Genomic DNA, 25,358 nt, shown 5'->3' with positions numbered 1-25,358 from the left:
GCAGAGGTTATTAGTAAACTGGTGACCCCACGCAGGACAGTGTCAATGGTTAGGTATATAGTCGCTATGCACAATAAATAACCTTTCCCGTGCCTTTCTTAATATCGACATAATTAACGGTGGCTTATGGAAAAGAAACATTTTTTCTCGCAGTTAGCACAATGGCCATTGATTAATTTCGACCACGCTAAGATTGTCGTCGATGGGAAAAAAGGGATGGTGGATTCATGGGCCAACCTTTATGTCTACGATCGCAATGAGAGCGAGGCAAGACTGTTTATTCGCCATGTGGCGGCAGGGACCGATCTGGAGTCGCTAACTGAAATTTATAACGGCTGGACTAAAGAGTATAGAAAGTCATTAAAGAGCATTCTGAACATCAGAAAATAAAGGCGACGATAAACGCGACGGAGGAACAATTCCATGTCTTTTTTAGATGATGCGTTGAAACGCATAAATAAAGCCACGACCACCACAGCGATTTGTCCCATTTGCGGGCATAAGTCGTCCCATGCGGCGAGTAAAATCAGGCAGAATCAGACCTTACTCTGCCCCTCCTGTAAATCGCTTTTTGTCGTACCCCATTAATTCTTAACGACTCCTCTCGCTGCGGCAGCTGCTGAAACTATAACGTCGTCCCATTTCAAAAAACGTTTCTCTACCTCTTTCACCACTGCTCCCCTGCGTCTGTTTCGCCTGAAGAGCAAAATTATGAAAATAAATTTTAAATCGTGGCTGACAAACGTGTTTGCGAACCTAGCCAGCAGATCAAATAACCCCTTGCAGGCAGACGTCTCCCCTGCCAATGACCCTCCCCTGAAGGCGGAAATTTTTTCTGCGCTGCAAATGGAGCTTTACGGGCAAAAGCTCGCCCGCTCACACCGATTGTCGCCAAAAACTCAGCCGTACTATTTGCTCAAACGACTGGGCAATAACGAGGCGGTGATTACCCACAACTGCTTTTTACTCAATGACGCAGAGAAGGCCAGCATGGCCCCGGCGGGCGAATGGCTGCTGGATAACTACTATCTGATTGAGGAGCAGATCCGCATGGTGCGCCACCATTTACCCAAGAATTTTGGTAAAGGGTTGCCCGTGCTCTCAGCTCCGCACTCCTGCCCCAGGATCTATGATATCGCCGCCGAAGCGATTGCTCACGGTGACGGGCGCTGGGATGTCGGCAGCTTAACCGGCTATATTATGGCCTATCAGCGGGTTACGCCGCTGACGCTGGGCGAGCTGTGGGCGCTACCCGGCATGCTGCGCCTGGCGCTGATTGAGAACCTGCGCCGCATCAGCAGCGAGGTCGCTCAGGCACAAAAAGAACGCAATCTGGCAGACTCGTGGGTGAATAAATTGATTGCCTGCGCCGAGGCCACCCCCGCTGACCTGGTGCTGGTGATCGCCGACATGGCCCGCTCGCGCCCGCCGTTGAGCAGTGCTTTCGTCGCCGAGCTGGTGCGCAGGCTGCAGGGGCGCGGCAGTTTACTGGCGCTGCCGCTGACCTGGGCCGAGCAGAGCCTGGCCGAAAGTGGCATGACGACCGATGTCATGATCAACCGCTTCAACCAGCAGCTGGCCACCAGCCAGCTTTCGGTCAGCAACAGCATTGCCGGTTTGCGCCTGCTGAGCGAAACCGACTGGGCAGATTTTTGCGAGTCTGCCAGCCTGGTGGAGCAGCTGCTCAGGCAGGATCCCGCCGCGATTTATCCCCAGATGCATTTTGATACCCGCGACCATTACCGCCATGTGATTGAGCGGCTGGCGCGCAACAGTCGTTTCAGCGAGCTGGACGTCACGCGTCAGGTGCTGGCGCTGTCGCAGGCGGCCAGCGGCGCTTCGGCACCGCAGCATATTGGTCACTATCTGATAGGCGATGAACGCCAGGTGCTGGAAAAAGTGCTGACGGCCAATACCAGCGGAGTCACCCAGCTGCGCCATCGGTTCAATCAGGTACCGCTGCTCTCCTGGCTCGGTAGCCTCAGCCTGCTGACCATGGCCGTTAGCGCCGCGGTGCTGCAGCGCACTGCGCAGCACGGAATGAGCTGGACGCTATGGCTGCTGGCTCTGCCGCTGGCGCTGGTTATCAGCCAGCTGGTGCTGCAGCTGCTGGGCGAAATGACCACGCGTTTTCGCACCCCGATGCCACTGCCGCGCATGGACTATGCCAGCGGCATCCCGCCTGCCGCCAGTACGCTGATAGCCATTCCCTGCCTGCTGAGCAGCCGTCAATCGATTGACGCGCTGCTCAGCAGCCTTGAGGTCTGCTATCTCGGTAATCCCAGCGCCAACCTCTATTTTGCGCTGCTCAGCGATTTTCACGATTCCCCGTTTGAAAGTACGCCGGAGAACGACGCTTTGCTGAAGTGGGCTAGCGCACAACTACAAAATCTAAACCGCCGCTACGCGCGTGAAACGCCCCTTTTCTACCTGCTGCACCGCTCCCCCACGTGGAACCCCCAGCAGGGCGTCTGGATGGGCTATGAACGCAAACGCGGCAAGCTGGCGATGCTCAACAGCTGGCTGCGGCAGCCCGGCACGCAGTTCGCCTCTATTACCGGCAATGAAAAAGCGCTACCCGCGCCGATCAAATATGTCATCACGCTGGACAGCGATACGGTGCTGCCGCGCGACACCGCACACAAGCTGGTCGCGACCATGGCCCACCCGCTCAACCACCCGGTTTACGATGCGCAGCAACGCCGGGTGGTGAAAGGCTATGGCATTTTACAGCCGGGGCTGGCGGAAGAGATGCCGCGCCACGGTCAGGGGCGCTACGCGGCGATCTGCAGCAGCGTACCGGGCAACGATCCCTACTCGATGATGTCCTCGGATATTTATCAGGATCTGTTTGGCGAAGGGACGTTTGTCGGTAAAGGGATCTATGATGTGGATGTTTTCGCGCAGGCAACCTGCAACATTGGCCCGGAAAATCTGGTGTTGAGCCATGACCTGCTGGAGGGGTGCTACGCCCGCTCCGGCTTGCTGAGCGAGGTGCTGCTGTATGAGCAGTACCCGGTCAACTACCTGACGGATGTCGCCAGGCGCACGCGCTGGATCCGCGGCGACTGGCAGCTCCTCAACTGGCTGAAGCTGCGCGTGACCCGGGCCGATGGTTCGCGCGAGCCTAACCCTCTCACCACCCTGTCACGCTGGAAGTTATTCGATAATCTACGCCGCAGCCTGGCAGCTCCGGCATTTCTTACGCTGCTGTTTTGCGCTTTCCTGCTGGTACCTAACCCCCTGTACTGGCTTGCGGTGCTGGCTATCGTGCTGCTGTTGCCCACTGTGCTGGCCGTGGTGCTGGACCTGGTGATGAGCAACCGCCCTCTGCTGAGCCGCGTGTCGGCTGTCCTGAAGGGGACCTGGCTACGGCTGCTGCGCATCGGGCTGAACTTCATCACGCTACCGCATGAGGCAGGCTACTCCCTGCATGCCATTGCGCTCACCCTCTGGCGGCTGGCGATTACCCGGCGCAACCTCAATCAGTGGGTCAGCGCCGACCATTCGGCCGTCGGTAACCCGGCTTCCCCCCTGGCGTTTTACCGCAGCATGTGGCTGAACGTGATGACTGGCCTGCTATTGATTCTGTTAAGCGCATTGCAGGCGCCCGCCCTGCTGAGCCTCGCCCTGCCCGTCGGATTACTGTGGTGCCTGGCCCCGCTGCTGCTCTGCTGGCTAAGCCGCCCTGCGGAACTTTCTGCCCCCGCGCTGAGCAGCGACCATCAAATGCTGCTGCGCCAGAGCAGCCGCGAAATATGGGCCTTTTTCGAAACATTTACCTGCGCAGACGACAACTGGCTGCCGCCGGACAATTATCAGGAGCAGCCCCACGCCATGATTGCCCACCGCACCTCGCCGACCAATATCGGCCTGTCGCTGATGGCTAATCTGACCGCGATGGATTTCGGCTATATCCCCGGCACCGAAGTGCTGCGGCGCGTCACCCTGACGCTGGACACCCTGGATAAAATGGAGCACTACCGCGGTCACCTGTTCAACTGGTACGACACCCTGACGCTGCTGCCGCTTAACCCGCGCTATGTCTCCAGCGTCGACAGCGGCAATATGGCCGGTCACCTGTTAACGCTCAGCGCGGGCTTAGGTCAGCTGCGCCATCAGCCGATCATCGATATCGGCCAGATGCTGGCGGGGCTTAAAGATACCCTGGCTATTCTGGAAACCTGCTGGGGGGCTCATGCCCCCACCACGCTGCGGCTGCTGCAAAAGCATCTTGTTGACGCCGCGCAGCTCTCCCCGGCGCTGTTACAGGATGAGCTGAAGACGATGCGCAAACTGAGCGCTCGCCTTGAGGGAATGAGCCAGCAGGAGAACAGTGAGGTTAGCCGCTGGACGCGGCTGCTGCACGCGCAGCTGACGCGCTTCTGCCAGGTTTGGTCATCGCTGCTCGGCTGGCTGCCGCCCGACTGGCGTGCGGCCGGGCTGCCTTCGCTGGCGTGGCTTTCCCAGGCTGATACATTGCAGCCCGATTCTCCCCCCTTTCGGCCATTGTCCAGGCCCGCATGCAGCTCGCCATCATCAGCGAGCTGGAACTGCGGCTGAACGCGCACGCCAGAATGGACTTTGTGTTCCTGTACAGTGACGTTAACCATCAGCTGAGCGTGGGCTATCACTGCGATAACAGCACGCTGGACCACAGCCATTACGACCTGTTTCCCTCTGAGATCCGCCTGACAACCTTCCTGACGATTGCCACTAACCAGCTGCCGTTGAAAAGCTGGTATGCGCTGGGCCGCCTGTTCACCACTATCGATAACAATACCGCGCTGATGTCCTGGAGCGGGTCGATGTTTGAATATCTGATGCCCAATCTGGTGATGCCAATCTACCCCGGCAGCCTGCTGGCCGCCATGAGCCTGTCGGCGGTGAACGGACAGATAGACTGGGGCAAAAAGCGCGGGGTGCCCTGGGGGATCTCTGAGTCGGGATATTATGCCTTTGACGTGGCGCAAAACTATCAGTATCACGCCTTTGGCGTGCCCGGTTTGGGGCTGAAGCGCGGGCTGGCGGAGGATATGGTTATCGCCCCGTATGCCACCTTCCTGGCACTGATGGTGTCACCGCAAAAAGCCTGTGAGAATCTGGCGCTGCTGGCTAAAAGCGGCGCGCGCGGCGAATACGGCTTCTATGAGGCGCTGGATTTCACCCCTTCGCGCCAGGCCAGCGGCCAGCGCTTTGCCGTGGTGCGTTCATGGATGGCGCATCACCAGGGGATGGCTTTTCAGGCGATCTCCCACCTGCTACACAACGCGCCCATGACCGATCGCTTTATGTCGGTTGCCGCATTCCAGTCCGGCCGCCTGCTGCTGCAGGAACGGGTGCCGGATGCTGTTGAGCTGTACAGCCCGCGCCGTCATTTCGAGGCCCAGGCAGGAGCATTACTGCCGGTTCACTATCTGCCGCGAGAATTCAATGATGTTAACAGCCCGCTGCCGGAGGTCCAGCTGCTGTCGAATGCTCACTATCACCTGATGCTGACGCATGCCGGCGGTGGCTACAGCCGCTGGCGCGATCTGGCGCTGACCCGCTGGCACAGCGACAGCACCTGCGATAATTCGGGCCCGTGCTGCTATATTCGCGATGTGGAGAGCGGTGAGCGGTGGAACACCACCTGGCAGCCGCTGGGCGCGCCAGCCGATCGCTACCGGGCATCGTTTACCGACGCGGGTGTGGTCTTCACCCGTACTCAGGGCACGCTGGAGATCAAAACCCAGATCGTGGTTTCGCCGGAAGACGATATCGAACTGCGCCGCGTCACGCTGCTCAACCGCGGCCGCAAGGCGCGCAGCGTGGAGCTGACCACCTATGCAGAAGTGGTGCTGGCCCCGGCCGCCAGCGATCGGGCACATCCGGCCTTCAGTAACCTTTTTGTGCAGACGGAACTGCTCACGGAGGATGAAGCCATTCTCTGCCAGCGCCGGCCGAGATCCCCGGATGAAGTCACCCCCTGTCTGTTTCATATGATGGTGGTGCATGGCAGAACGCAGCAAACCGCCTCCTTCGAAACTGACCGCGCCATCTTCCTTGGCCGCGGCAACGATACCGGCAATGCGGCAATGTCCCGTTATAGCGGGCCGCTCAGCAACTCGGCGGGCGCGGTGCTCGACCCGATCATGGCGGTGCGCCAGCCTCTTACCCTGCTGCCGGGCCAGTCGGTAACGGTAGACATTGTTTATGGGGTGACGGAAAGCCGCGCCCTCAGTATTCAACTGCTGGAAAAGTACCGCGACCAGCCGATTGCCGATCGGGTCTTTGAACTGGCCTGGTCGCACAGCCAGATTGCGCTGCGGCAGATCAACGCCAACGAAGATGACGCCAAACTGTTTAACCGCCTCGCCAGTGCCGTGCTGTTCCCCAGCCCCGAGCTACGCGCCGGTGGGGAGATCCTCAGCCGCAACCGTCGTGGGCAAAGCGGTCTGTGGGGCTGGGCAATTTCGGGCGATCTGCCGATTGTGATCCTGAGCGTCACCCGCGCGGAAAACACGCCGCTGATTACTACCTTTGTGCAGGCGCATCAATATCTGCGCATGAAAGGTCTGTCGATGGATTTGGTGATCCTCAATGACGGCCCCGGCGGCTATCAGCAGCTGTTGCAAAACCAGATAATGAGCCTGGTGGCCGCGGGCGCCGAAGCCAGCCTGATTGATAAGTCAGGGGGCATTTTTGTGCGCGACGGCCAGCATCTCTCCCCTGAGGACCGCCTGCTGCTGCTCAGCGTGGCGCGGGTCGTCATCGACGATCGCGCCGGTGGGCTGAAAGAACAGCTTAAATTGCGCATGCAGCCCGTGACGGCGGCCGCGCAGCCGCTGGTTATCCAGACGGATCTGCCTGCTAATCAGCACCTGCAGTGGCAACCTGAAACGGATGACTTGCTGTTCTTCAACGGGCGCGGAGGCTTCTCCCCTGATGGCCGTGAATACCAGATATTGCTTGATGAGCAGGACCCGACCCCTGCGCCATGGTCCAACGTGATCGCCAATGACACTTTCGGCTCGGTAATTTCAGAGGCCGGGCAGGCCTACAGCTGGTTCGAGAACGCACACGAATATCGCCTGACGCCGTGGGAAAATGACCCGGTCAGCGACCGTTCAGGTGAAGCCTTCTATCTGCGTGATGAAGAGAGCGGCCACTTCTGGTCACCCACGGCGCTACCCGCCAGGGGCCAGGGGCTGTACCTGAGCCGCCACGGTTTCGGCTACAGCGTATTTCACCACCGCGAAACCGGGCTGGACAGCGAGCTGACCGTACTGGTCGCCGTTGATGCGCCGGTCAAGCTGGCGATCCTCACGGTGAGCAATAACTCAGGGCGGATCCGCAAAATTTCCGCCACCGGCTACGTAGAGTGGACGCTGGGCGAGACGCGCAGCAAATCGGCGATGCATATCATGACGCAGCCCGCTGGCGTTGCCGCCGGGTGCGGCGTGCTGGCAACCAACTTCTACGGCAGTAACGGCTCGGAGCGCACGTCCTTCTTTGCCGTCAGCGGCGTCCACTGCTCCCTGACCGGCGACCGGCGTGCCTTTCTTGGCCGTAATGGCACGCAGCGTGCCCCGGCGGCGCTGACCCAGCACATGCTGTCGGGCACCACCGGCGTGGGGTTAGATCCCTGCGCGGCCGTGCAGTCAGCGACCACGCTGATTGATGGCGACCAGCGCACCTTTATTTTTGTTCTCGGCACCGGGCAAACCCCGGCAGAGGCCGAAGGGCTGATTGCGCGCTTTATCAGTGAAGGCGCGGCACGGCACGAGCTGGAAATCGTCCATCAGCACTGGCACCGCCTGCTCGACAAAATCACCGTGACCACCCCCGACCCGTCGGTGGATCTGCTGGTCAACGGCTGGCTGCTGTACCAAACCCTCTCCAGCCGCATCATGGCGCGCAGCGGCTACTACCAGTCGGGCGGCGCTTACGGCTTCCGCGACCAGCTGCAGGACACGCTGGCGCTGGCGCATGCGGCGCCGGAGCGGCTGCGCCAGCAGATCGTGCTGTGCGCCTCACGCCAGTATCTGGCGGGCGATGTGCAGCACTGGTGGCACCCGCCGCTGGGCAACGGGGTGCGTACCCGCTGCTCCGATGATTATCTCTGGCTGCCGCTGGCCATGTGCCACTACGTGAGCGTGACGGGCGACAGCGCGCTGCTGCAACAGCCCGTCAGCTATATCGAATCGCGCCCGCTGCGGCCGGAAGAGGAGTCAGTTTACCAGCAGCCGACCATCACCCCGCTGGAGGAGACGCTGTGGCAGCACGGCGTGAAGGCAATTCGCCACGGGCTGCGCTTCGGTCCGCACGGCCTGCCGCTGATGGGCGCGGGCGACTGGAATGACGGCATGAATCTGGTCGGTATTGAGGGCAAAGGCGAAAGCGTCTGGCTCGGCTTCTTCCTGTTCACGGTGCTACAGCGCTTCGCCGCGCTGGCGGATCGGATACAGCAGCCCGACGTGGCGCTGCTGTGCCGCGAGCAGGCCGACCTGCTGCAAAAAAATCTCCACGCGTCGGGCTGGGATGGCAAATGGTATCGCCGCGGCTATTTTGATAACGGTGCGCCGCTCGGCTCCCAGCTCTCTCCCGCCTGCCAGATTGATGCTATAGCCCAGAGCTGGGCGGTGCTGTCGGGCGCAGGCAGCGCGGATCGCTGTGCTCAGGCGATGCGCTCGCTGGATGAGCTGCTGGTCGATGGCGATAACGGCTTAATCAAACTGCTCACTCCGCCGTTCGACGGTCTCGGCCCTAACCCCGGCTATATTCAGGGCTACGTCCCGGGGGTGCGGGAAAATGGTGGGCAGTATACGCACGGCGCTATCTGGGCGGTGATGGCCTTTGCGCAGATGGGCAACAGCGAGCGCGCCTGGCAGCTGTGGTCGATGATCAACCCGGTAAATCACAGCCTGAATGCTGACGCAGTCGCGCGCTATAAGGTCGAGCCTTACGTGATGGCCGCCGACGTCTACAGCGTGGCGCCGCACAACGGGCGCGGCGGCTGGAGCTGGTACACCGGTTCGGCGGGCTGGGCGTACCGCCTGCTGACCGAATCGCTGCTGGGGATAACCCGTGAGGGCGATAAGTTGAGCATCAGGCCGCTGCTGCCCGCCGCCTGGCCTGAAGTGATGATCGCCTATCAGCACGGCAGCAGCCACTACCGCATCACCGTGCGGCGCTGCGACGGAGAGTCTTCACTGAGCCTGGACGGCACGCCGCAGCCGTACGGCGATATTGAGCTGATCGATGACGGGCGCGAACACCGCGTGGATATTCAGTCAGGCGCGCAGCCATCGGCAGAAGGCTGATAGCTCAGCGTTCCCGCCACGCCGCCTTTGCCGCCATCTTTCGGATGATGTATACCATCCGTAACGTTCAGCGGCGAGAAATCAAACGGCGAGATGCCGTCGATGCAGGCCACGTTGACGGCACGCTGCTGCGGATTAGAGCGGGGCTGATGAAAGGTGTAAATCCCGCAGACGGAGCAGAAATAGTGTGCCACCGATTTGCTGTTGAAGCGGTACTCGGTCAGCTTATCCTCGCCCTGGGTGATGTTAATTTCACTGGCAAACGCCACCACCGCGCCGCGCATGCGGCAAAAAGAACAGTTGCAGCGGCGCACGGTGTTGAAGCCGTCCAGCAGCGTGACGTTAAAGGTGACCGCCCCACAGTGGCACTGGGCAGACTTAATCTCTGGCATAGCTCTCTCCTGATAAAATTGCCGCATGATTTGCTGAGTTCATGATCCTCAACAAGACTATAGGACACCCGTGTTCACGACAAGAAGGTCAAAGTTATGATGATTTCATTAAAAAATCAGGTTGCGCTGGTGACGGGCGCCAGTTCAGGAATTGGCTATGCCTGCGCAGAGGCGCTGGCGGAAGCCGGGGCCAGCGTGGTGATCAATTACAACAGCCAGGCGCAGCCCGCTGAAGAGCTGGCGGCAAAAATTTGTCAGCAAGGCGGCAAAGCCATTGCCGTCGGCGGCGATGTGTCAAAAGAGGACGACGTCGACAACCTGTTTGCCCGCACCATCGACGCTTTTGGCGCACTGGATATTCTGGTGGCGAACTCCGGGCTGCAAAAAGACGCGCCGATTGGCGAGATGTCGCTGGCCGACTGGAACAAAGTGCTGGATGTCAACCTGACCGGGCAGTTCCTCTGCGCCCGTGCGGCGCTGCGCCAGTTTCGCCAGCAGGGTGCGCGGCCGGAGGTCAGCCGCGCGCTGGGGAAAATTATCCATATGAGCTCGGTACACCAGGTGATCCCGTGGGCCGGGCATGTGAACTATGCGGCCTCCAAAGGCGGTGTCGACCTGCTGATGCGCTCGCTTGCCCAGGAGATTGGCGCCGAGCGTATACGCGTCAATTCCATCGCGCCCGGCGCCATCGCCACCGCGATCAACAAAGAGAGCACCGAGGGTGACGCGGGGCGCAAGCTGCTGGAGCTGATCCCCTATGGCCGCATTGGCGAAGCGCGGGATATTGGCAACGCGGTCGTCTGGCTGGCCAGCGATCTGTCCGATTATGTGCACGGCACCACGCTGTTTGTCGATGGCGGCATGACGCTTTATCCGGGTTTTCAGGATAACGGATGATGGATTCCGGGCCGACCGAAAAAAAGGGTCGGCCCCTACAGGAAGAACCGGGGCATCATCAGGAGTGAATGGCGCATCATCAAGGGGCTTCGGGCCGACCGAAAAAAAGGGTCGGCCCCTACAGGAAGAATCGGGGCATCATCAGGAATGAATGGCGCATCATCAAGGGGCTTCGGGCCGACCGAAAAAAGGGTCGGCCCCTGCAGGAAGAACCGGGGCATCATCAGGAATGAATGGCGCATCATCTGTTGTAGGGGCCGACCGCTTTTCTGGTCGGCCCGGGATGGCCGGGCGCACCCGCTTCCCCCAGCAGCCATTCAGCAAAATCACGCATCCCCGCGCTTTCCGGGCGCGACTGCAGCCGCGTCAGCCAGTAACCCCCTAAGCTGATACTGGCGGCAAATGGCTGCACGATCTTACCACTTTGCAGCAGATGGCTGAACATCACCGGCGGCGCCAGCGCAATGCCCGCCCCGGCCTGTGCCGCCTCCAGCATATTCACCGACGAATCAAACACCATAATATGCTGCGCGGGCGAAGGCGCCGGCTCCCCCACTGCCGCAAACCACGTTGTCCACTCATCGCGGCGGAAGGATCGCAGCAGCGTAAAGTTGTTCAGATCGGCAGGCTGCTGGATCTGCTGCGCCAGCTCCGGCGTGCACAGCGGCGCCAGCGGGGCATCGCACAGAAACTGTGACTCCGTACCGTGCCAGGCGCCGTTGCCGTAGCGAATGGCGTAATCCAGCCCCTCGGCCACGCTGTCGACGCGATTATTGTGGGTGGAGAGCAGCAGATCGATATGCGGATAGCGCAGGCGAAATGCCGCCAGCCGCGGCAGCAGATAACCGGTGGCAAAGGTTCCGACCACGCCAACTTTCACCTTCTCCCTGACGCGGCCAGCAGAAAAACGGTCCAGCGAATCGGCGATGCGATCGAAGGCGTCACTCAGCGTGGGCAGCAGGATCTCCCCTTCTGGCGTCAGCACCAGCCCCCGCGAGATGCGGATAAATAGCTGGCAGTTCAGATGCTGCTCCAGCGCTTTAACCTGCTGGCTGATGGCGGCATGGGTCACATTGAGTTCGATAGCAGCCTTAGTAAAACTTAACTGTCTGGCCGCGGCTTCAAAGGCACGCAGCGAATTTAACGGCAGATAACTGCGGCTCATGGTGCTCTCGTGTAAGATTTTCTATTGTCAGATGCTAAATATAATCGTTTGTCAGATCCGTGCAATCTCTTCAGACTATTCCAGGTCAAAAGGAGCAACACTGTTTGCATCAATCAGCCTATGGAACTATTAAGCATGAAAAAAAACCTTCTCCCGATCTTGATTGCTGGCACCCTTTCCAGCTTTTCGCTGTTAGCGGCCCCGCTGAATAACGCGCAGCTCGACCAGATCGTCAATGACACCATCAAACCCTTAATGGCCCAGCAGGCGATCCCCGGCATGGCCGTCGCCGTGGTGTATCAGGGCAAAAGCCATCTCTACAGCTACGGCGAAGCCGACATCGAGGCTAAGCGCCCGGTCACGGCGGACACCCTGTTCGAGCTGGGTTCCGTCAGCAAGACCTTTACCGGTATCGCCGCAGGCGCAGCGATTAACAGCGGTCTGGTGAAGCTCACCGACCCGGCGGTGAAGTATGCGCCGCAGCTCAACACGCCGCAGTGGCAGCACATCACTATGCTAAACCTCGCCACCTACACCGCGGGCGGGCTGCCGCTGCAGGTGCCGGATGCGGTGAGCGACCAGCAGGCGCTGTGGCACTACTATCAGCAGTGGCAGCCTGAATGGCAGCCCGGCACGATGCGCAGCTACTCCAATGCCAGCATCGGGCTGTTTGGTTTACTGGCGGTGAAAAACAGCGGGCTGAGCTTTACCGACTATCTGCACAACAAGGTGCTGCAACCGCTAATGATGACGCACACCTATATTGATGTGCCTGCGGCGCAGCAGAAAAATTACGCGTGGGGATATCGCGACGGTAAGCCGGTGCGCGTTTCAGCGGGCATGCTGGATGCAGAAGCCTACGGAGTGAAAACCAGCGTGCAGGATATGGCGAAATATCTGCAGGCGAATATCGACCCGAACAGCACGCCCGCCGTGAAGCAGGCAATCCTCACCAGCCAGGCGCGCTATCTGCGCGTGGGCAACGGGTATCAGGGCTTAGGGTGGGAAATCTATCACTGGCCGGTGGATGCCAAAGAAGTGATTGCTGCCAGCGACAATGGGGTGGCGCTCAAGCCGCACGCCGTCGAGGTGTTAACGCCAGCCGGAAAGGCTGAAGCGCAATCCTGGGTGCATAAAACCGGCAGCACCAACGGCTTTGGCAGCTATATTGCCTTTGTTCCGCAGCAGAAAGTTGGGATTGTGATGCTGGCAAATAAAAGTTATCCGAACCCGGCAAGAGTGGAAGCGGCGAATAAGATCATAACAGCGCTGACTCAACACTAATAAAAAACGGGTCGACCGGAAAAAAGGTCGACCCCTACGTGACCCATTATTTTTTCTTGTAAGCGACCGCAGTCGCGCGCACTTTTTTATCGATCTCACCTGAGGTCACGACGTAAATATCGGCACCCAGCTTATCCGCTTCTGCCTTAAGCGCTTCTCGCGCATCCATGGGTGCAGACTCATCCGAAACAGAGATATCACCCACTTTTTCATACTGAAGAGAAACTTTGTCGAAGTCGACTTTCGACATCAGCTCCGCTGAATACGCATTAAGCGAGAATAATAAAACAGCAGCAGTGGCCAGCTTAGTCTTAAGCATCATGGTTAAATCCTCAGAGTTATCGAATATTATGTTTTTAATTAGTCGGCTAACAAGCGCAGCCGTGTCCTACCTGAAAAGCGTAGTTCACGGCAGGCGGAAAGCAATAAGGTTGGCATTATCCTGGGATTGCTACCCACGCTACGCGTCGGGTCAGGCATGCCTGACCGCTACGAGAGACTCTGCCGCAGCTGCCCTGCCCGCTGCTGCATCTGCTGCGTCGGGCTGCGGCCTATCAGGACATACTGGTAACCCCGGGCATGCCACCAGGCGAGACTCATACCGTGGCGCTTTTCACCCTGCACCGGGGTTAGATTTTGATGCTGCTCGCGGGAAATACACAGCGCCATCGGACCCTCGCTGGCGCGATCCCAGACGATCTGCGCGATTGAAGCGTCGTCATAGCGCAGCAGGCGTATGCTTTTTAGCTCAGCATCGGGTAACGCCAGCTGCTGTGCGCTGAGCCGCAGGCCCATCTCGCGGGCGGTTCTCTCCAGCGAGCGCGCAATCACCGGCGGCGAATTATCGACATCCGCCAGCGTCTGAGTGCTGTACAAGGACATATATTGCGCTTCGAGGTCGCGGATCCTGCCGCTTTCGCGGCGCGAGGCGCTTTCCGGACGGGCGAAATAACCGATACCGGAACCGATAAACAGAAAGCTGAGTGAGGCGGCGATCAGCCCGCGGCGGCTGACCTGTCCCCTGTGCTGCGCACGCGCGGGCGGCGCCCGCACGCAGGTGGACTGCACCAGCTCCTCGGCGACGTCGCGATTGCGCGACAGCACCATGCCGTAACGCCACAGGCGCGACAGATGGGCGGCCAGCTGTTGCCTTACTTCACTGTGGGTAATTTTCACGCCCTCCGGGCAGCTTGAGGCAGCATACGGCGCAGCACGTTATCGCGCAGTAAATAGTGGTGAAACAGCGCCGCTATCGCATGGGCCAACGCCAAAACAATCAGCGCCCAGGCGACATTATTGTGCAGCCCCGCAAGAGTAGGGCGCAGCGCGGGATCGACGGTAATCCAGCCCGGAATATCAAACAGGCCGAAGAAACTAACAGGAAGATCACGCAGGCAGCGGTCAGCCAGTGCAGCGTCAGGGTGAAAGCATCATAGCGCTGACGCGCGCGGGAAGTGGCAATGGCAGACATACAGTAGGTTTCCGTTTGTGGATGTTGATCGGTTAACGCGCCATCGCCACTTTTTATTCGTAAATTTTTAAAAAAAATTTCGCTGTTTCTGCGCTTAACCCTGACCCAGTGAAATTTATCGTGAGTCACGCTACTGAGTTAACTCAAATTATAAACACCTTCGGCATCAAACGGCGGCGGGAAAATCGCGACACCGGGTCTGGCCGGAGGAAATTAAATGCCGAGATATGGCACTTAATGATAATTATGCTGACTGAAGCGATTTTCTCAAGCGGGTAATTAGTCGACCAATTAATGGCTTAGTTATAAAAGTGGCGTGGTTTATTAATTATAGTCAGCGTTATGTAATTAGAGTAACCATCCATTCAGCTAAAGCCTGCAGATGGCAATAACGATAGCATGCCTATTTAAAATCGAGACATGTCATTGATAATTGACGCTTTTTTAAAATTTAACTAAATAATTTAATTGTTAAATTTAACCCTATTAATCGTGTTTAAACTAAAAGCTGCAAATAATTCTTAACTTTTCATCTAAGTTCGTTAAAATATCGCCTCAATTTTGAAACCTATATAGATATCTCTCACTGCTATGTCTAAATTTAGAAAAACAATTCCCCTGCTTTCTCTGTCTGCTCTGCTGGTATCTACTGCACTGCATGCTGAAACCCCTGCTCCACAGAAAACCGACGTGCTGTTGATTGGCGGCGGTATCATGAGCGCTTCCTTAGGAACCTGGTTACAGGAACTTCAGCCAGGCTGGAAACAGCTGATGGTAGAGAAGCTGGATGGTGTCGCACTCGAATCATCGAACGGCTGGAACAACGCCGGGACCGGCCACTCTGCGAACATGGAGCTGAACTACACGCCGGAACGTGCTGATGGTTCAATTGATGTCAGCAAAGCGCTGGATATCAACGAACAGTTTATGATCTCGCGCCAGTTCTGGACCGCTCAGGTGAAACGCGGCGTGCTCAACGACCCGCACTCTTTCATCAACTCGACGCCGCATATGAGCTTCGTCTGGGGTGATAAGAACGTGGAGTACCTGACCAAGCGCTACCAGGCACTGCAGCAGACTACCCTGTTCCAGGGCATGAAGTTCTCTACTGACCAGAACCAGATCAAGCAGTGGGCACCGCTGGTGATTGCCGGTCGCGACCCACAGCAGAAAGTGGCCGCCACCTGGACCCCGGTGGGTACCGATGTCAACTATGGCGAGATCACCCGTCAGCTGATCGGCAGCCTGAAGAAAGATAAAAACTTCACCCTTGAAACCTCGACCGAGGCTACCGAATTTAAGCGCAATGCCGATAACTCCTGGCATGTGACGGTTAAAGACGTTAACAGCGGTGAAGAGCACAGCATCGATGCGAAATATGTGTTTATCGGTGCCGGCGGCGGCGCGCTGAAGCTGCTGCAGAAAACCGGTATTCCGGAAGCGGATAACTATGCAGGCTTCCCGGTGGGCGGCTCCTTCCTGGTCACTGAAAACCCGGAAATTACTAAACAGCATCAGGAAAAAGTATACGGTCAGGCTTCAGTGGGCGCACCACCGATGTCCGTTCCACACCTGGATGCCCGCTACCTTGACGGTAAGCGCGTGGTGCTGTTCGGGCCATTTGCCACCTTCTCTACCAAGTTCCTGAAAAATGGTTCGATCTTCGATCTGCTGGGCACCACCACCACCAGCAACTTCATGCCAATGACGCACGTCGGCCTGGATAACTTTGACCTGGTGAAATACCTGATTGGTCAGGTGATGCTGAATGACGACGACCGCTTCGCCGCGCTGAAAGAGTACTACCCGGACGCGCGTAAAGAGGACTGGAAACTGATCCAGGCAGGTCAGCGCGTGCAGATCATCAAGAAGGATGCCGATAAAGGTGGCGTGCTGAAGCTGGGTACGGAAATTGTGACCGATCAGCAGAAAACCGTCGCGGCCCTGCTGGGCGCTTCACCGGGCGCGTCTACTGCGGCCCCTATCGCGCTCAACGTGATCAAAAAGCTGTTCCCGGAGCAGTTCAACTCTCCTGAGTGGCAGAGCAAAATCCGCACTATCGTGCCGAGCTATGGCCAGCAGCTGAACGGCAACACGCCGCTGACCCAGCAAGTGTGGGATGACACCGCAGCCACCCTGCAGCTGGTGAAGCCGCCGGTGATCAACATGAACGGCGAGCAGAACGCCCCTGCTGCTCCCGCTGAGAAACGCGCAGAGAGCCCGCAGCACGATATGGCGCTGTAAGTTCCCCGCCAACCAAAAAGGCCGATCCTGAGGATCGGCCTTTTTTTTTGCTGTTCACTCCGCTGAGAGTAATATCAGCCTGGGGTTTTGGTGGTGTCTGGCGCTTCAGCAAATGCAGGCTTGGTTCGGGTAACCGAGTAGGCCACATGTTTCACTTTGCCCGGTACCGTGGTGATCTCCACCGCCGGAATGGTTACGCGCCCTAAGCCGAACAGCGTCTGGACGTAGCCGCCCACCTTGTGTTTGCCCGGCTCGACAAACAGCGCACGCTTTTCGCCGCGCTTAAGAATGCCCGCTTCAGTACCGTCGATGGTCAGCGTGATGGAGGAGCCATCATCCGCGCGGGTGACGATATGCGAAACATCAATCTGCGTTGGGCCGCTGCTGAACGGTGCTACTGCTGCTGTCCCCTGCGCCGCCGTGACCTTTTCTTCTTTAGCCGGTTCGGCAGGTGCAGCAGGCGTGGCCGTTTCGGCCGGGGCCGGAGCGCTGGCCGTTTCTACTTGCGCGTCAGGTGCGGTCGCTGCCGGAGCGGTTGCTGCCTCAGCTGTCGTCGCCTCAGGGCTGCCTTCGGTGACGGCACCGGGCGCAGTGATAGGCGTAGTCTGCACCGGCTGTTCGGCTGGCGCGGTTTGCTCTGTTTGCTCTGTTTGCACCGGCTGTTCGGGCTGGGCTGTTGCAGCGGGGGCATCAGCAGTCTGCGTCGCCTGGCTAACGGGCGCCACGGCAGTATTTGATTTAAAGGCAGCGCAACCTGTCAATGTGGTGGCGGCAACAACCGCTGCCAGCGTAAAACGATAAAACATTATGGCGAATTCTCCTCTGCCGAATTTGGCGCGCTGCTATCATAGCGTCACTGCCCGTTTGAATACAGCGTGAGGCGCTTCGGTTTCCTCTGAATTACACTCTCTTTACGCTACTGCTTCAGGAGGATATATGCACGGACCCGACCCCAGCGAGAAACATCCACTCCCTGGCTTTCCCCAGGTCTGCTTTATCAAAAATTGCGTGACCAACCCCAATATCATTATCGGCGACTATACCTACTACGACGATCCTGATGATGCGGAGAACTTCGAGCGCAACGTCCTTTATCACTATCCGTTTATCGGCGATAAGCTGGTTATTGGCAAATTCTGTGCGTTGGCTCGCGGCGTGAAGTTCATTATGAACGGCGCTAACCATAAGACCTCTGGCATGTCGACCTTTCCCTTTTTTATTTTCGGCAACGGCTGGGAAAGCGCAGCTCCGCAACCCGGCGACCTGCCTTATAAAGGCGATACCTGCATCGGCAACGATGTCTGGATTGGCTATGACTGCCTGATTATGCCGGGCGTGAGCATCGGCAACGGCGCGATCGTCTCTTCACGCTCCGTAGTGGTTTCCGATGTCCCGGCGTACAGCATAGTGGGCGGTAACCCGGCGCAAGTCATCCGCAAACGCTTTAGTGATGAGGTGATTGCCGAACTGGAAGCGCTAGCCTGGTGGGACTGGCCAGTGGAGAAAATAACTGCCCATCTTGCTGGAATTACGGCGGGTGATATTGCAGCGCTTAAAGGTTAGGCTCAGGCCTGCCTGACCCATTAGCAATTATCTGATGTGACACTGTCACTACCCGTGTCACATTTCGCCATTTCATTCTCCCGGATATCAAGCTCCTGCCCGGCTATAGCCTGAGTACTGTTGCGTTTCACCGCTTATTTGCGCATTTGATTTAAGTCGCAAAGCGTTAAAATATTCTGATTACACACGCTTTTTTCTTCCGAACTCTGACTATAAGGTCTTTTGCGTGGCAAAAATCTTCTTACGCAGTGGCAATCTTGATGCTGTGCTCGCTCTGGGGGAGAACGGGCAACCGGTCTATCTCTCCGCTCTGCAACTGCGCGAAACCCTGCGCCTGAGAAAACAGTCTGCGCTGGCCGACTGCCTGGCGATCCCGCAGCCTAACGACGCGGGCGACCGCCTGGACTGGTACTCGCCGGTGAATGGCAAAGTCAGTTCGTGGGCCGCCGCCAGCAACAGCGCACGCAAGGCAGCGCTGAATGACCTGCTCGCCTGCCAGAGCACGCTGGCAGAGATTAGCGACCGCGCCCAGCAGTCCGATAAGCCGAGCCAGAAGCTGTTCGGCGCCCTGCTGAGCAAGGCGTTACAGTTCCCCGACCAGAACTATGTCTACCTGGTGGGCGGCAAACCGGTGATCACCTTCTGGGGCTTTGTCAGCCTGGATAAAAAATCCCGCCAGGACGCGTTCGACTGCCTGCGCGCAGTTGAAGATGATGAGCCGCAGCTCGGCCTGTCGCGCCTTGCACCGGTCGCGGCAGCCCCTGCACCCGCTGCGGCTACGGTATCGCCGGTTATTGCTCCGCTGATTACCCCTGAACCCGCCGCCGCGCCGCGAGTGATGCCCACTATTCCGCCGTTGGAAATTATTGACGAGCCGGAGGCAATCGCACCTGAGCCAGCCCCGGCGGTCCCCGCTACGCCTGCGGCAAAACCACCGATGAAAGCCTGGCTGCGCTACAGCTGGGTTGTTCCGGCCGTGGTGCTGCTGATTGCCTTTGGCGTGCAGCTGAAAAGCTGTAGCGATAAAGCGCCTGAAGAGGTGAAAGCGCCTGAACCCGCCGCACAGCCCGAGCCTGCCGCACCGCAAGCTGCGAATGCGCCAGCCGCACCGGTCGCTCCGGCTGCTGCACCTACTCTGCCACTGGCACCGGCGATTATCGCCCCGGCTGCCGTTACACCCGCTGCGGCCCCGGCAGCAGCGACCGCGGCTGAACCGGCGGTGGAAGCTGTCGCAGACGCGCGCCCGGTGGCGAAAGACGATCTGGTGCTGCCTGCCGATGCGGTCAAAATTGGCTCGACCAAATTCCTTAACGGTAACTGGCGCGTACTGGTGCAGAAAAATCTGCCGACCGGCACCCCGCCGATGCTGAAATATCAGCTGAAAAATGGCAAAGGGACGGCGCGGATCACCCAGGGCGACGGCGTTAGCTGTAAGGTCGAGGTATTCGCCGGGCTGATGTCCTCCGGCAACCTGGTGATTAACAGCCGCACGAAAGCGCGATGCAGCGATGGTTCGCGCTATCAGATGCCGGAACTGGTGTGTAAACAGGGCCTGAGCGGGCCTGCCGAGTGCAGCGGCAGCTACAATGCCGACACGGTGCTGCCGATGACCATGAAGCGTGAGAGTAAATAATGATGCTGGCGACGATTGCTGATTTCAAACCCAATATGACGCTGGTCCAGAACAGTGGTATCCAGTTCCTCGACTTTGCGCTGACGCCGGACCTGAACAACGACTGGCCGGGTAAATTTGTCCGCCAGACCGCGAATGGCCCGCTGCTGCGCCTGAACTATCACGCGCCCAGCGCCAAGTACCTGCTGCCGCAGGCGGCGGGCACCCCAGCCGAAGTGGTCAAGCCGGAGTTCAGTTTCCCGCTGGCGCAGTCGCTCAGCCTGCTGTGCGGCCAGTGGCTGCCGCTGCCGTTCTTCCGCTTCAACCCGCCGCGCACCTTTATCGGCGGCCCGGATAACTGGGCGCGCGTCCAGGTTGTGGCGCTGGATAAACCGGATGCCAGCGGCCATACCCACCGCATCGTGCTGGCGTTTGACACCAAAGTCTGGGCCGATGGCGAAGATGAGTCGCTGGCGCTGAATGAAAATGATGTGAAGAACGGCGTCAATTTCGCGCTGGCCCACCGCAGCGACGAGCTGGGCGAGTTCCTTGACCACACCTGGATTGACGGCTGGCTGCGCGAAGTATTTAGCGACAGCGCCTCCACCCTTGAACAGCGCCCGCAGGTCAATATTAAAGCCGCCCTGCGCGAGTTTGAGTATCAGGCGCACTATCTCAACGTCCTGCATATGCTCGGCGAGCAGCTGTCAGTGCCGGAGCTGAAAATCAGCGCGGCGACGCTGCAGGAGCCGGCTATTGCCGTGGATCTGATCCTCGACGTCGGTAACTCTCACACCTGCGGCATTATGGTGGAAGATCACGTTGACGATCACCAGGGCCTGAAGCACACCTACGAACTACAGATGCGTAATCTCAGCCATCCCCATGCGCTGTATAACGAACTGTTTGAAAGCCGCGTCGAGTTCGCCCAGGCCAGCTTCGGCAAGCAGAATTTCTCGCTGGAAAGCGGCCGCGATGAGGCGTTTACCTGGCCTTCGATCGTCCGCGTCGGGCGCGAAGCCGGCAATCTGGCGCTGCAGCGCCTCGGCACCGAGGGTGCTACCGGGCTCTCCAGCCCGCGCCGCTACCTGTGGGATGAAGAGAGCTACACGCCGGGCTGGCGCTTCAGCCGTACCCCGGGCAATCAGCAGCAGGAACCGCTGGCGACCGCGCTGCCGCTGACCTACCTGATTAATGATGAAGGCCAGCCGCTGTACAGCATACCGCTGGATGAGCGCCTGCCGGTGTTCTCCCCGCACTACAGCCGCAGCTCGGTGATGAGCCTGATGCTGTCCGAGCTTCTGGCGCAGGCGCTGTTGCAGATGAACAGCCCGATGCAGCGCCAGAAAATGCTGCACAGCAGCGCCCCGCGCCAGCTGCGTAATATCATTCTCACCCTGCCTTCCGCCATGCCGAAGCCGGAGCGTGAGATCTTCCGCCGCCGCATGCTGGAGGCCATTGCGCTGGTGTGGAAAGCCATGGGCTGGCACCCGGCGGATGACGATTTCACCCGCGCCGAGGATAAAGCCAAAAGCAGCGTGCCGGTGCCGGAGGTGCAGATGGAGTGGGATGAAGCCACCTGCGGCCAGATGGTTTATCTCTATAACGAAACCCAGGTCAACTTTGGTGGCCGTGCTGAAGCCTTCTTCGCCAGCATGGTACGCCCCGACCGCGCCCGTGCTGCCGATGAACCGGCGGGCAAGACGCTGCGCATCGCCTCCATCGACATTGGCGGCGGCACCACCGACCTGGCAATTACTCAATATCGCCTCGATGACGGCGTAGGTAATAACGTAAAAATTATGCCGCGCCTGCTGTTCCGCGAGGGCTTTAAGCTGGCGGGCGACGATATCCTGCTCGACGTCATTCAGCTGTACGTACTGCCCGCGCTGCAGGCGGCCTTTAAGCAGGCTGGCATGGTCAACCCTGAAGCGGTCATGACGCGCCTGTTCGGTCATGAAGGCCGCCTTGACGGGCACTCAACCCTGCGCCAGCAGGTGACGCTGCAGCTGTTTATCCCGCTGGGCCAGGCGGTGCTGGAAGCCTATGAAACCTTCGACCCGCTTGACCTGACGGCAGAGATTGACGCCCGCTTTGGTGAGCTGCTGGCGCAGGCGCCGACCAGCAAACTGCTGGACTATATTAACCGCGAGATCCAGCGCGAGCTGCCGGGCGATGCGGCTGCCTTCGATATTCTCGATGTGGCGCTGATTGTGCGCCTCAGCAAGCTGCACGCTGAGTTCCTCTCGCCGCGCATGAACATTACCCACAGCCTGCGTTCAATGTCGGAAGTGGTGGCGGTATACGACTGCGATGTGCTGCTGCTGACCGGCCGCCCTTCACGCTTCCCCGGCGTGCAGGCGCTGTTTCGCCACCTGCAACCGCTGCCGGTGAGCCGCATTGTTTCACTGGACGGCTATCACACCAATGACTGGTATCCGTTCAACAAGCAGGGAAAAATCGAGAACCCGAAATCTACCGCCGCGGTCGGCGCGATGCTGTGCCTGCTGTCGCTGGACCTGCGCCTGGCGAACTTCTGGTTCAAGGCCGGGGACTTCCAGCCGTACTCGACCATTCGCTATCTCGGGATGCTCGACGGCACCGGCGCGCTGACGGCGGATAACGTCTGGTACAGCGATATTGACCTCGACCAGCAGAACTTTAATCTGGAAGTGCGTAGCCGATTCCAGGTGCGCGGCGCGTTAACCTTAGGGTTCCGCCAGCTGGACAATGACCGCTGGCCTGCGTCACCGCTGTATACCCTGACGATTGTCGATTCGCAGCTGGCGCGCAGCGTAGCCGGGGATAAAGTGCTGCGCATTAAGCTGGCGGTCAGCCGCCCGTTTGGCGAGTTCGGACCGGAGCGTTTTGATATTGCCGATGCGACGCTTGATGACGGCAGCCAGGTGCCGCTTGAACATCTGCGTCTGCGCCTCAACACCCTTGCCAGCAGCGGATCGGGCATGGCGCATTACTGGATTGACAGCGGGAGCGTCTACAAGAAATGAAATCGTTAAATAAGATCCTCACCGCCCAGGCGAACAAAAAACGTGATGCTCTGACGCAGGGTATTGAGCAGGCGCTGGAGTGGCTGGAGGATAACCGCCAGCAGGCGCCGCGCCTGAATATGGAAGCAGATCGCCTGGCGGTCAAACTGCTGCGCCAGCACAACAAGGCCAGCGTACTGGCCCGCAACACGCCGATCAACCCGGCAATAGGCCTGTTCGGTCTGGCGCAGGCGGGCAAGTCTTATCTGATTGGCGCCCTGGCTGCCAGCGACAAGGGCCGCCTGGAGTGCGCATTTGGCAATAGCGTGCTGGATTATGCCGGCCAGCTTAACCCGCAGCAGCACACCAGTAATCTGGTATTACGCTTCAGCGGTCAGCAGCAGAGCAGCGACAGCAGCTGGCCGGTGCAGCTCACTCTGCTCAGTGAAAGCGAGCTGGTTGCGGTGCTGGCGCTCCAGTATGCGCAGCGCGTGGGTGACACTGTCACCTTTGATGAATCGCAGCTTGGCGAGAAAATGCAGAACGTGGCGATGTACCGCCAGCCGGAAGCGGTTGACGGCATCAACCGTCATCAGATGGTGGCACTGTGGGATGCCCTGCATTTCAGCCTGGCGCGCAACAGCGCGCTGGAGAGCCATTTCTGGCCGCAGGCGGTGGAGCAGGCTCCGTTCCTCGGCGTGGACGACCGCGCCCGCCTGTTCTCCCTGTTGTGGGGCGAGGATCGCCAGCTGACGGCACTGTATCGCCAGCTGGCGCACGTGCTGCACCACCTCTCCTGCGTGGGCGACGTTCTGGCCCCGCTCAGCGTGCTGGACGAACCCTCGTACAGCCTGCTTAACAGCTCCGGCGTCAGCCAGTTTAATGCCACCGTCGATTTGACGCTGCAGGTGGTACCGCGCCACGGTGGCCGTTCTCTGGCCCCGGTCAGCGTGGCGCTGGCAGAACTGACGCTGCTAAGCCGCGAAGTACTGCTGCCGCTCTACAGCGCGCCGCGCGAGGAGCTGTTTAGCGAAGTCGACCTGCTCGATTACCCTGGTTTTGTCAGCCTGCCGGTGCTGCCGGACGACGATCAGCATGCGCTGGCGCTGAGCTTCCTGCAGGCGCGGCGCCCATTCCTGCTGCAGCGTGCGGCGGTACAGCAGGATGTCACTCATCTGCTGGTGTGCAGCGCGTCGGCACACCGTAATGAAACGCGCCACGTTGGCCGCCTGCTCGACTTCTGGGTGAAGCAAACTCAGGGCGAAACCAGCGTGCAGCGCAGCGGCCGCAAGCCTGGGCTGATCTGGGCGATGACGCCGTTTGATCAACGCATTACCCACGGCCACAACCACGATGCGGCAGTGCAGCGCTACGTGGGCAATCCGGGCGATGCCTGGGGTGCCATGCTGGCGATGGATGAAAAAGGCGTGCAGCGTATGGCCGGGTACCTGGTCAATGAAGTGCGTCGTGACAGCAAGCTGGAGCGCATTGCCGCCTGCCGCGCCGAGATCCAGCGCGAGCTGAGTGAAAACCTGCTCGGGCGCTGGTATCAGGCGGCGGAAGGTGAAGATCCGGCCGAGCGCCTGCGCACCGCCGAAACGCTGCTGAAAGCGCTTCAGACCCGCACCGGCGTGCACGGCGAACTGCTGGAGCGCCTGGTGCCGGTGCGCGATACCCTGCGTCACCTGTTCCTGCAGCGCCAGTATCAGCGCAGTGAGCGAACTGCCGCTGACGAGTACAGCATCTCCGAGGACGATCCGTTTGGCATTGGTATGACTATCGATCTGCTGAGCGATGAGCCGCTGACGGCGGTACAGACCAGCTATCACAGCGCGCCGGTGGTGGATCAGGAAGCCGAATTTGCCCAGAACGTCTATCGCCACTGGATCAATCAGCTACGCCTGCTGCCGGATAACGGCCCGCTGCTGGAGCTGCTTGGCGTGACCAAACCGACGCTGGAGATGCTGACCGAAGAGCTGATCACCGCCAGCGTACGCCAGGAGATTGAAGCGGCGCTGCTGCGCATTCTGGCCGACAGCGATGCGGCGGGCCTGCCCGCTGAGCAGATCGCCGATCGTCAGGTGTCGCGTGCGCTGAGCGTGCTGGGTGATTTCGTCGCCTGGCTGGGGTTCCAGCAGTTGCCGGAAGCGCAGCGCCCGGACAGCCGCATCAATCGCGGGCAGAAGATTTTCGCCAAGCCGGAAGCACAGACGGTTAATTTGGGGCCCGGTCAGCGCCTGACGCGTCTGGCGCTGAAGCCAAATAACCACGCCGCGTTTTATATCTACGACTGGCTGGTGGGGCTGAATGAGATGATAGTGCAGAATGCCGGGTATGCGGCATCGCGCGAAATCAGCGGCGAAGAGCGTGAAAGGCTGGCGAAGATTTTGAGCGTGATCCGCCGATAATGATTTCGCGTAGGGGTCGACCTTTTTTTT

At 59.2% G+C, this 25,358-nt stretch carries 16 protein-coding genes and 1 pseudogene; 11 read left to right on the top strand and 6 right to left on the bottom strand.

The window, feature by feature from the left end:
* Positions 1 to 126: 126 nt before the first annotated feature.
* The 4 genes from ACLI4M_RS20790 to ACLI4M_RS20775 all read left to right on the top strand — a co-directional run bounded on the left by ACLI4M_RS20790 (position 127) and on the right by ACLI4M_RS20775 (position 9,305).
* Positions 127 to 390 carry a hypothetical protein gene (locus ACLI4M_RS20790; RefSeq protein WP_048914689.1) on the top strand — a complete coding sequence of 88 codons (264 nt, stop codon included), beginning with the start codon at positions 127 to 129 and terminating at the stop codon, positions 388 to 390.
* A 33-nt stretch (positions 391 to 423) separates the two neighbouring features.
* Complete coding sequence (locus ACLI4M_RS20785; RefSeq protein WP_222941354.1) at positions 424 to 588, top strand: YnfU family zinc-binding protein; 165 nt, start codon at positions 424 to 426, stop codon at positions 586 to 588.
* Between the two features lie 324 nt (positions 589 to 912).
* The gene (locus ACLI4M_RS20780) at positions 913 to 4,563 is read left to right on the top strand and encodes a hypothetical protein (RefSeq protein WP_413449747.1); all 3,651 of its coding nucleotides are present in this window, start codon (positions 913 to 915) and stop codon (positions 4,561 to 4,563) included.
* Entirely contained in the window at positions 4,524 to 9,305 is a 4,782-nt protein-coding gene (locus tag ACLI4M_RS20775; protein WP_413449746.1) for a GH36-type glycosyl hydrolase domain-containing protein, read from the top strand. Before ACLI4M_RS20780 ends, ACLI4M_RS20775 begins: the two co-directional genes overlap by 40 nt.
* On the opposite strand, the gene ACLI4M_RS20770 is transcribed toward ACLI4M_RS20775, so the two are convergent.
* On the bottom strand, positions 9,272 to 9,697 hold the full coding sequence (locus ACLI4M_RS20770) for a GFA family protein (RefSeq protein ID WP_133623654.1): 426 nt from the start codon (positions 9,695 to 9,697) through the stop codon (positions 9,272 to 9,274). The two genes, ACLI4M_RS20775 and ACLI4M_RS20770, sit on opposite strands and share 34 nt — an antisense overlap.
* Positions 9,698 to 9,793: 96 nt before the next feature.
* On the opposite strand from ACLI4M_RS20770, the gene ACLI4M_RS20765 reads away from it, so the two are divergent.
* Complete coding sequence (locus ACLI4M_RS20765) at positions 9,794 to 10,594, top strand: SDR family oxidoreductase (protein WP_048914692.1); 801 nt, start codon at positions 9,794 to 9,796, stop codon at positions 10,592 to 10,594.
* A gap of 241 nt (positions 10,595 to 10,835) precedes the next feature.
* On the opposite strand, the gene ampR is transcribed toward ACLI4M_RS20765, so the two are convergent.
* Positions 10,836 to 11,759 carry a LysR family transcriptional regulator AmpR gene (ampR, locus tag ACLI4M_RS20760; protein ID WP_133623655.1) on the bottom strand — a complete coding sequence of 308 codons (924 nt, stop codon included), beginning with the start codon at positions 11,757 to 11,759 and terminating at the stop codon, positions 10,836 to 10,838.
* A 135-nt stretch (positions 11,760 to 11,894) separates the two neighbouring features.
* Here ampR and ampC point away from each other — a divergent pair, with 135 nt between their 5' ends.
* Positions 11,895 to 13,043, top strand: a complete 1,149-nt coding sequence (gene ampC / locus ACLI4M_RS20755) for a class C beta-lactamase (RefSeq protein WP_133623656.1) — start codon at positions 11,895 to 11,897, stop codon at positions 13,041 to 13,043.
* Between the two features lie 46 nt (positions 13,044 to 13,089).
* Here ampC and yahO read toward each other — a convergent pair whose 3' ends face one another.
* The 3 genes and pseudogenes from yahO to ACLI4M_RS20740 all read right to left on the bottom strand — a co-directional run.
* Positions 13,090 to 13,365, bottom strand: coding sequence for a DUF1471 family periplasmic protein YahO (yahO, locus tag ACLI4M_RS20750; protein WP_133623657.1), 276 nt, complete (start codon positions 13,363 to 13,365; stop codon positions 13,090 to 13,092).
* 167 nt (positions 13,366 to 13,532) lie between these two features.
* Entirely contained in the window at positions 13,533 to 14,219 is a 687-nt protein-coding gene (locus tag ACLI4M_RS20745) for a hypothetical protein (RefSeq protein ID WP_133623658.1), read from the bottom strand.
* Positions 14,216 to 14,425 (bottom strand): annotated as a pseudogene (locus ACLI4M_RS20740) (cytochrome b); the annotation flags it as partial. The pseudogene ACLI4M_RS20740 and the gene ACLI4M_RS20745, both read right to left, overlap by 4 nt.
* A gap of 680 nt (positions 14,426 to 15,105) precedes the next feature.
* Here ACLI4M_RS20740 and mqo point away from each other — a divergent pair.
* A complete protein-coding gene (gene mqo, locus ACLI4M_RS20735; protein WP_133623659.1) occupies positions 15,106 to 16,758 on the top strand; it encodes a malate dehydrogenase (quinone) in 1,653 nt (550 codons plus the stop codon).
* A 74-nt stretch (positions 16,759 to 16,832) separates the two neighbouring features.
* Here the strand turns inward: mqo and ACLI4M_RS20730 are convergent, their stop codons facing one another.
* The gene (locus tag ACLI4M_RS20730; RefSeq protein WP_208864881.1) at positions 16,833 to 17,564 is read right to left on the bottom strand and encodes a hypothetical protein; all 732 of its coding nucleotides are present in this window, start codon (positions 17,562 to 17,564) and stop codon (positions 16,833 to 16,835) included.
* A 130-nt stretch (positions 17,565 to 17,694) separates the two neighbouring features.
* On the opposite strand from ACLI4M_RS20730, the gene ACLI4M_RS20725 reads away from it, so the two are divergent.
* The 4 genes from ACLI4M_RS20725 to ACLI4M_RS20710 all read left to right on the top strand — a co-directional run bounded on the left by ACLI4M_RS20725 (position 17,695) and on the right by ACLI4M_RS20710 (position 25,328).
* Entirely contained in the window at positions 17,695 to 18,321 is a 627-nt protein-coding gene (locus ACLI4M_RS20725; protein ID WP_133623660.1) for a Vat family streptogramin A O-acetyltransferase, read from the top strand.
* 226 nt (positions 18,322 to 18,547) lie between these two features.
* A complete protein-coding gene (locus ACLI4M_RS20720) occupies positions 18,548 to 19,954 on the top strand; it encodes an SrfA family protein (RefSeq protein WP_048916057.1) in 1,407 nt (468 codons plus the stop codon).
* A 2-nt stretch (positions 19,955 to 19,956) separates the two neighbouring features.
* Complete coding sequence (locus ACLI4M_RS20715; RefSeq protein WP_133625075.1) at positions 19,957 to 22,941, top strand: virulence factor SrfB; 2,985 nt, start codon at positions 19,957 to 19,959, stop codon at positions 22,939 to 22,941.
* The gene (locus ACLI4M_RS20710) at positions 22,938 to 25,328 is read left to right on the top strand and encodes a virulence factor SrfC family protein (protein ID WP_133623661.1); all 2,391 of its coding nucleotides are present in this window, start codon (positions 22,938 to 22,940) and stop codon (positions 25,326 to 25,328) included. Before ACLI4M_RS20715 ends, ACLI4M_RS20710 begins: the two co-directional genes overlap by 4 nt.
* Positions 25,329 to 25,358: the final 30 nt, after the last annotated feature.

Source organism: Erwinia sp. LJJL01, from assembly GCF_047300805.2.
GTDB classification, from domain to species: Bacteria; Pseudomonadota; Gammaproteobacteria; order Enterobacterales; family Enterobacteriaceae; genus Erwinia; species Erwinia aphidicola.
The sequence above is the reverse complement of the archived record's forward strand: the minus strand, read 5'-3'. Positions and strand labels throughout refer to the sequence as shown.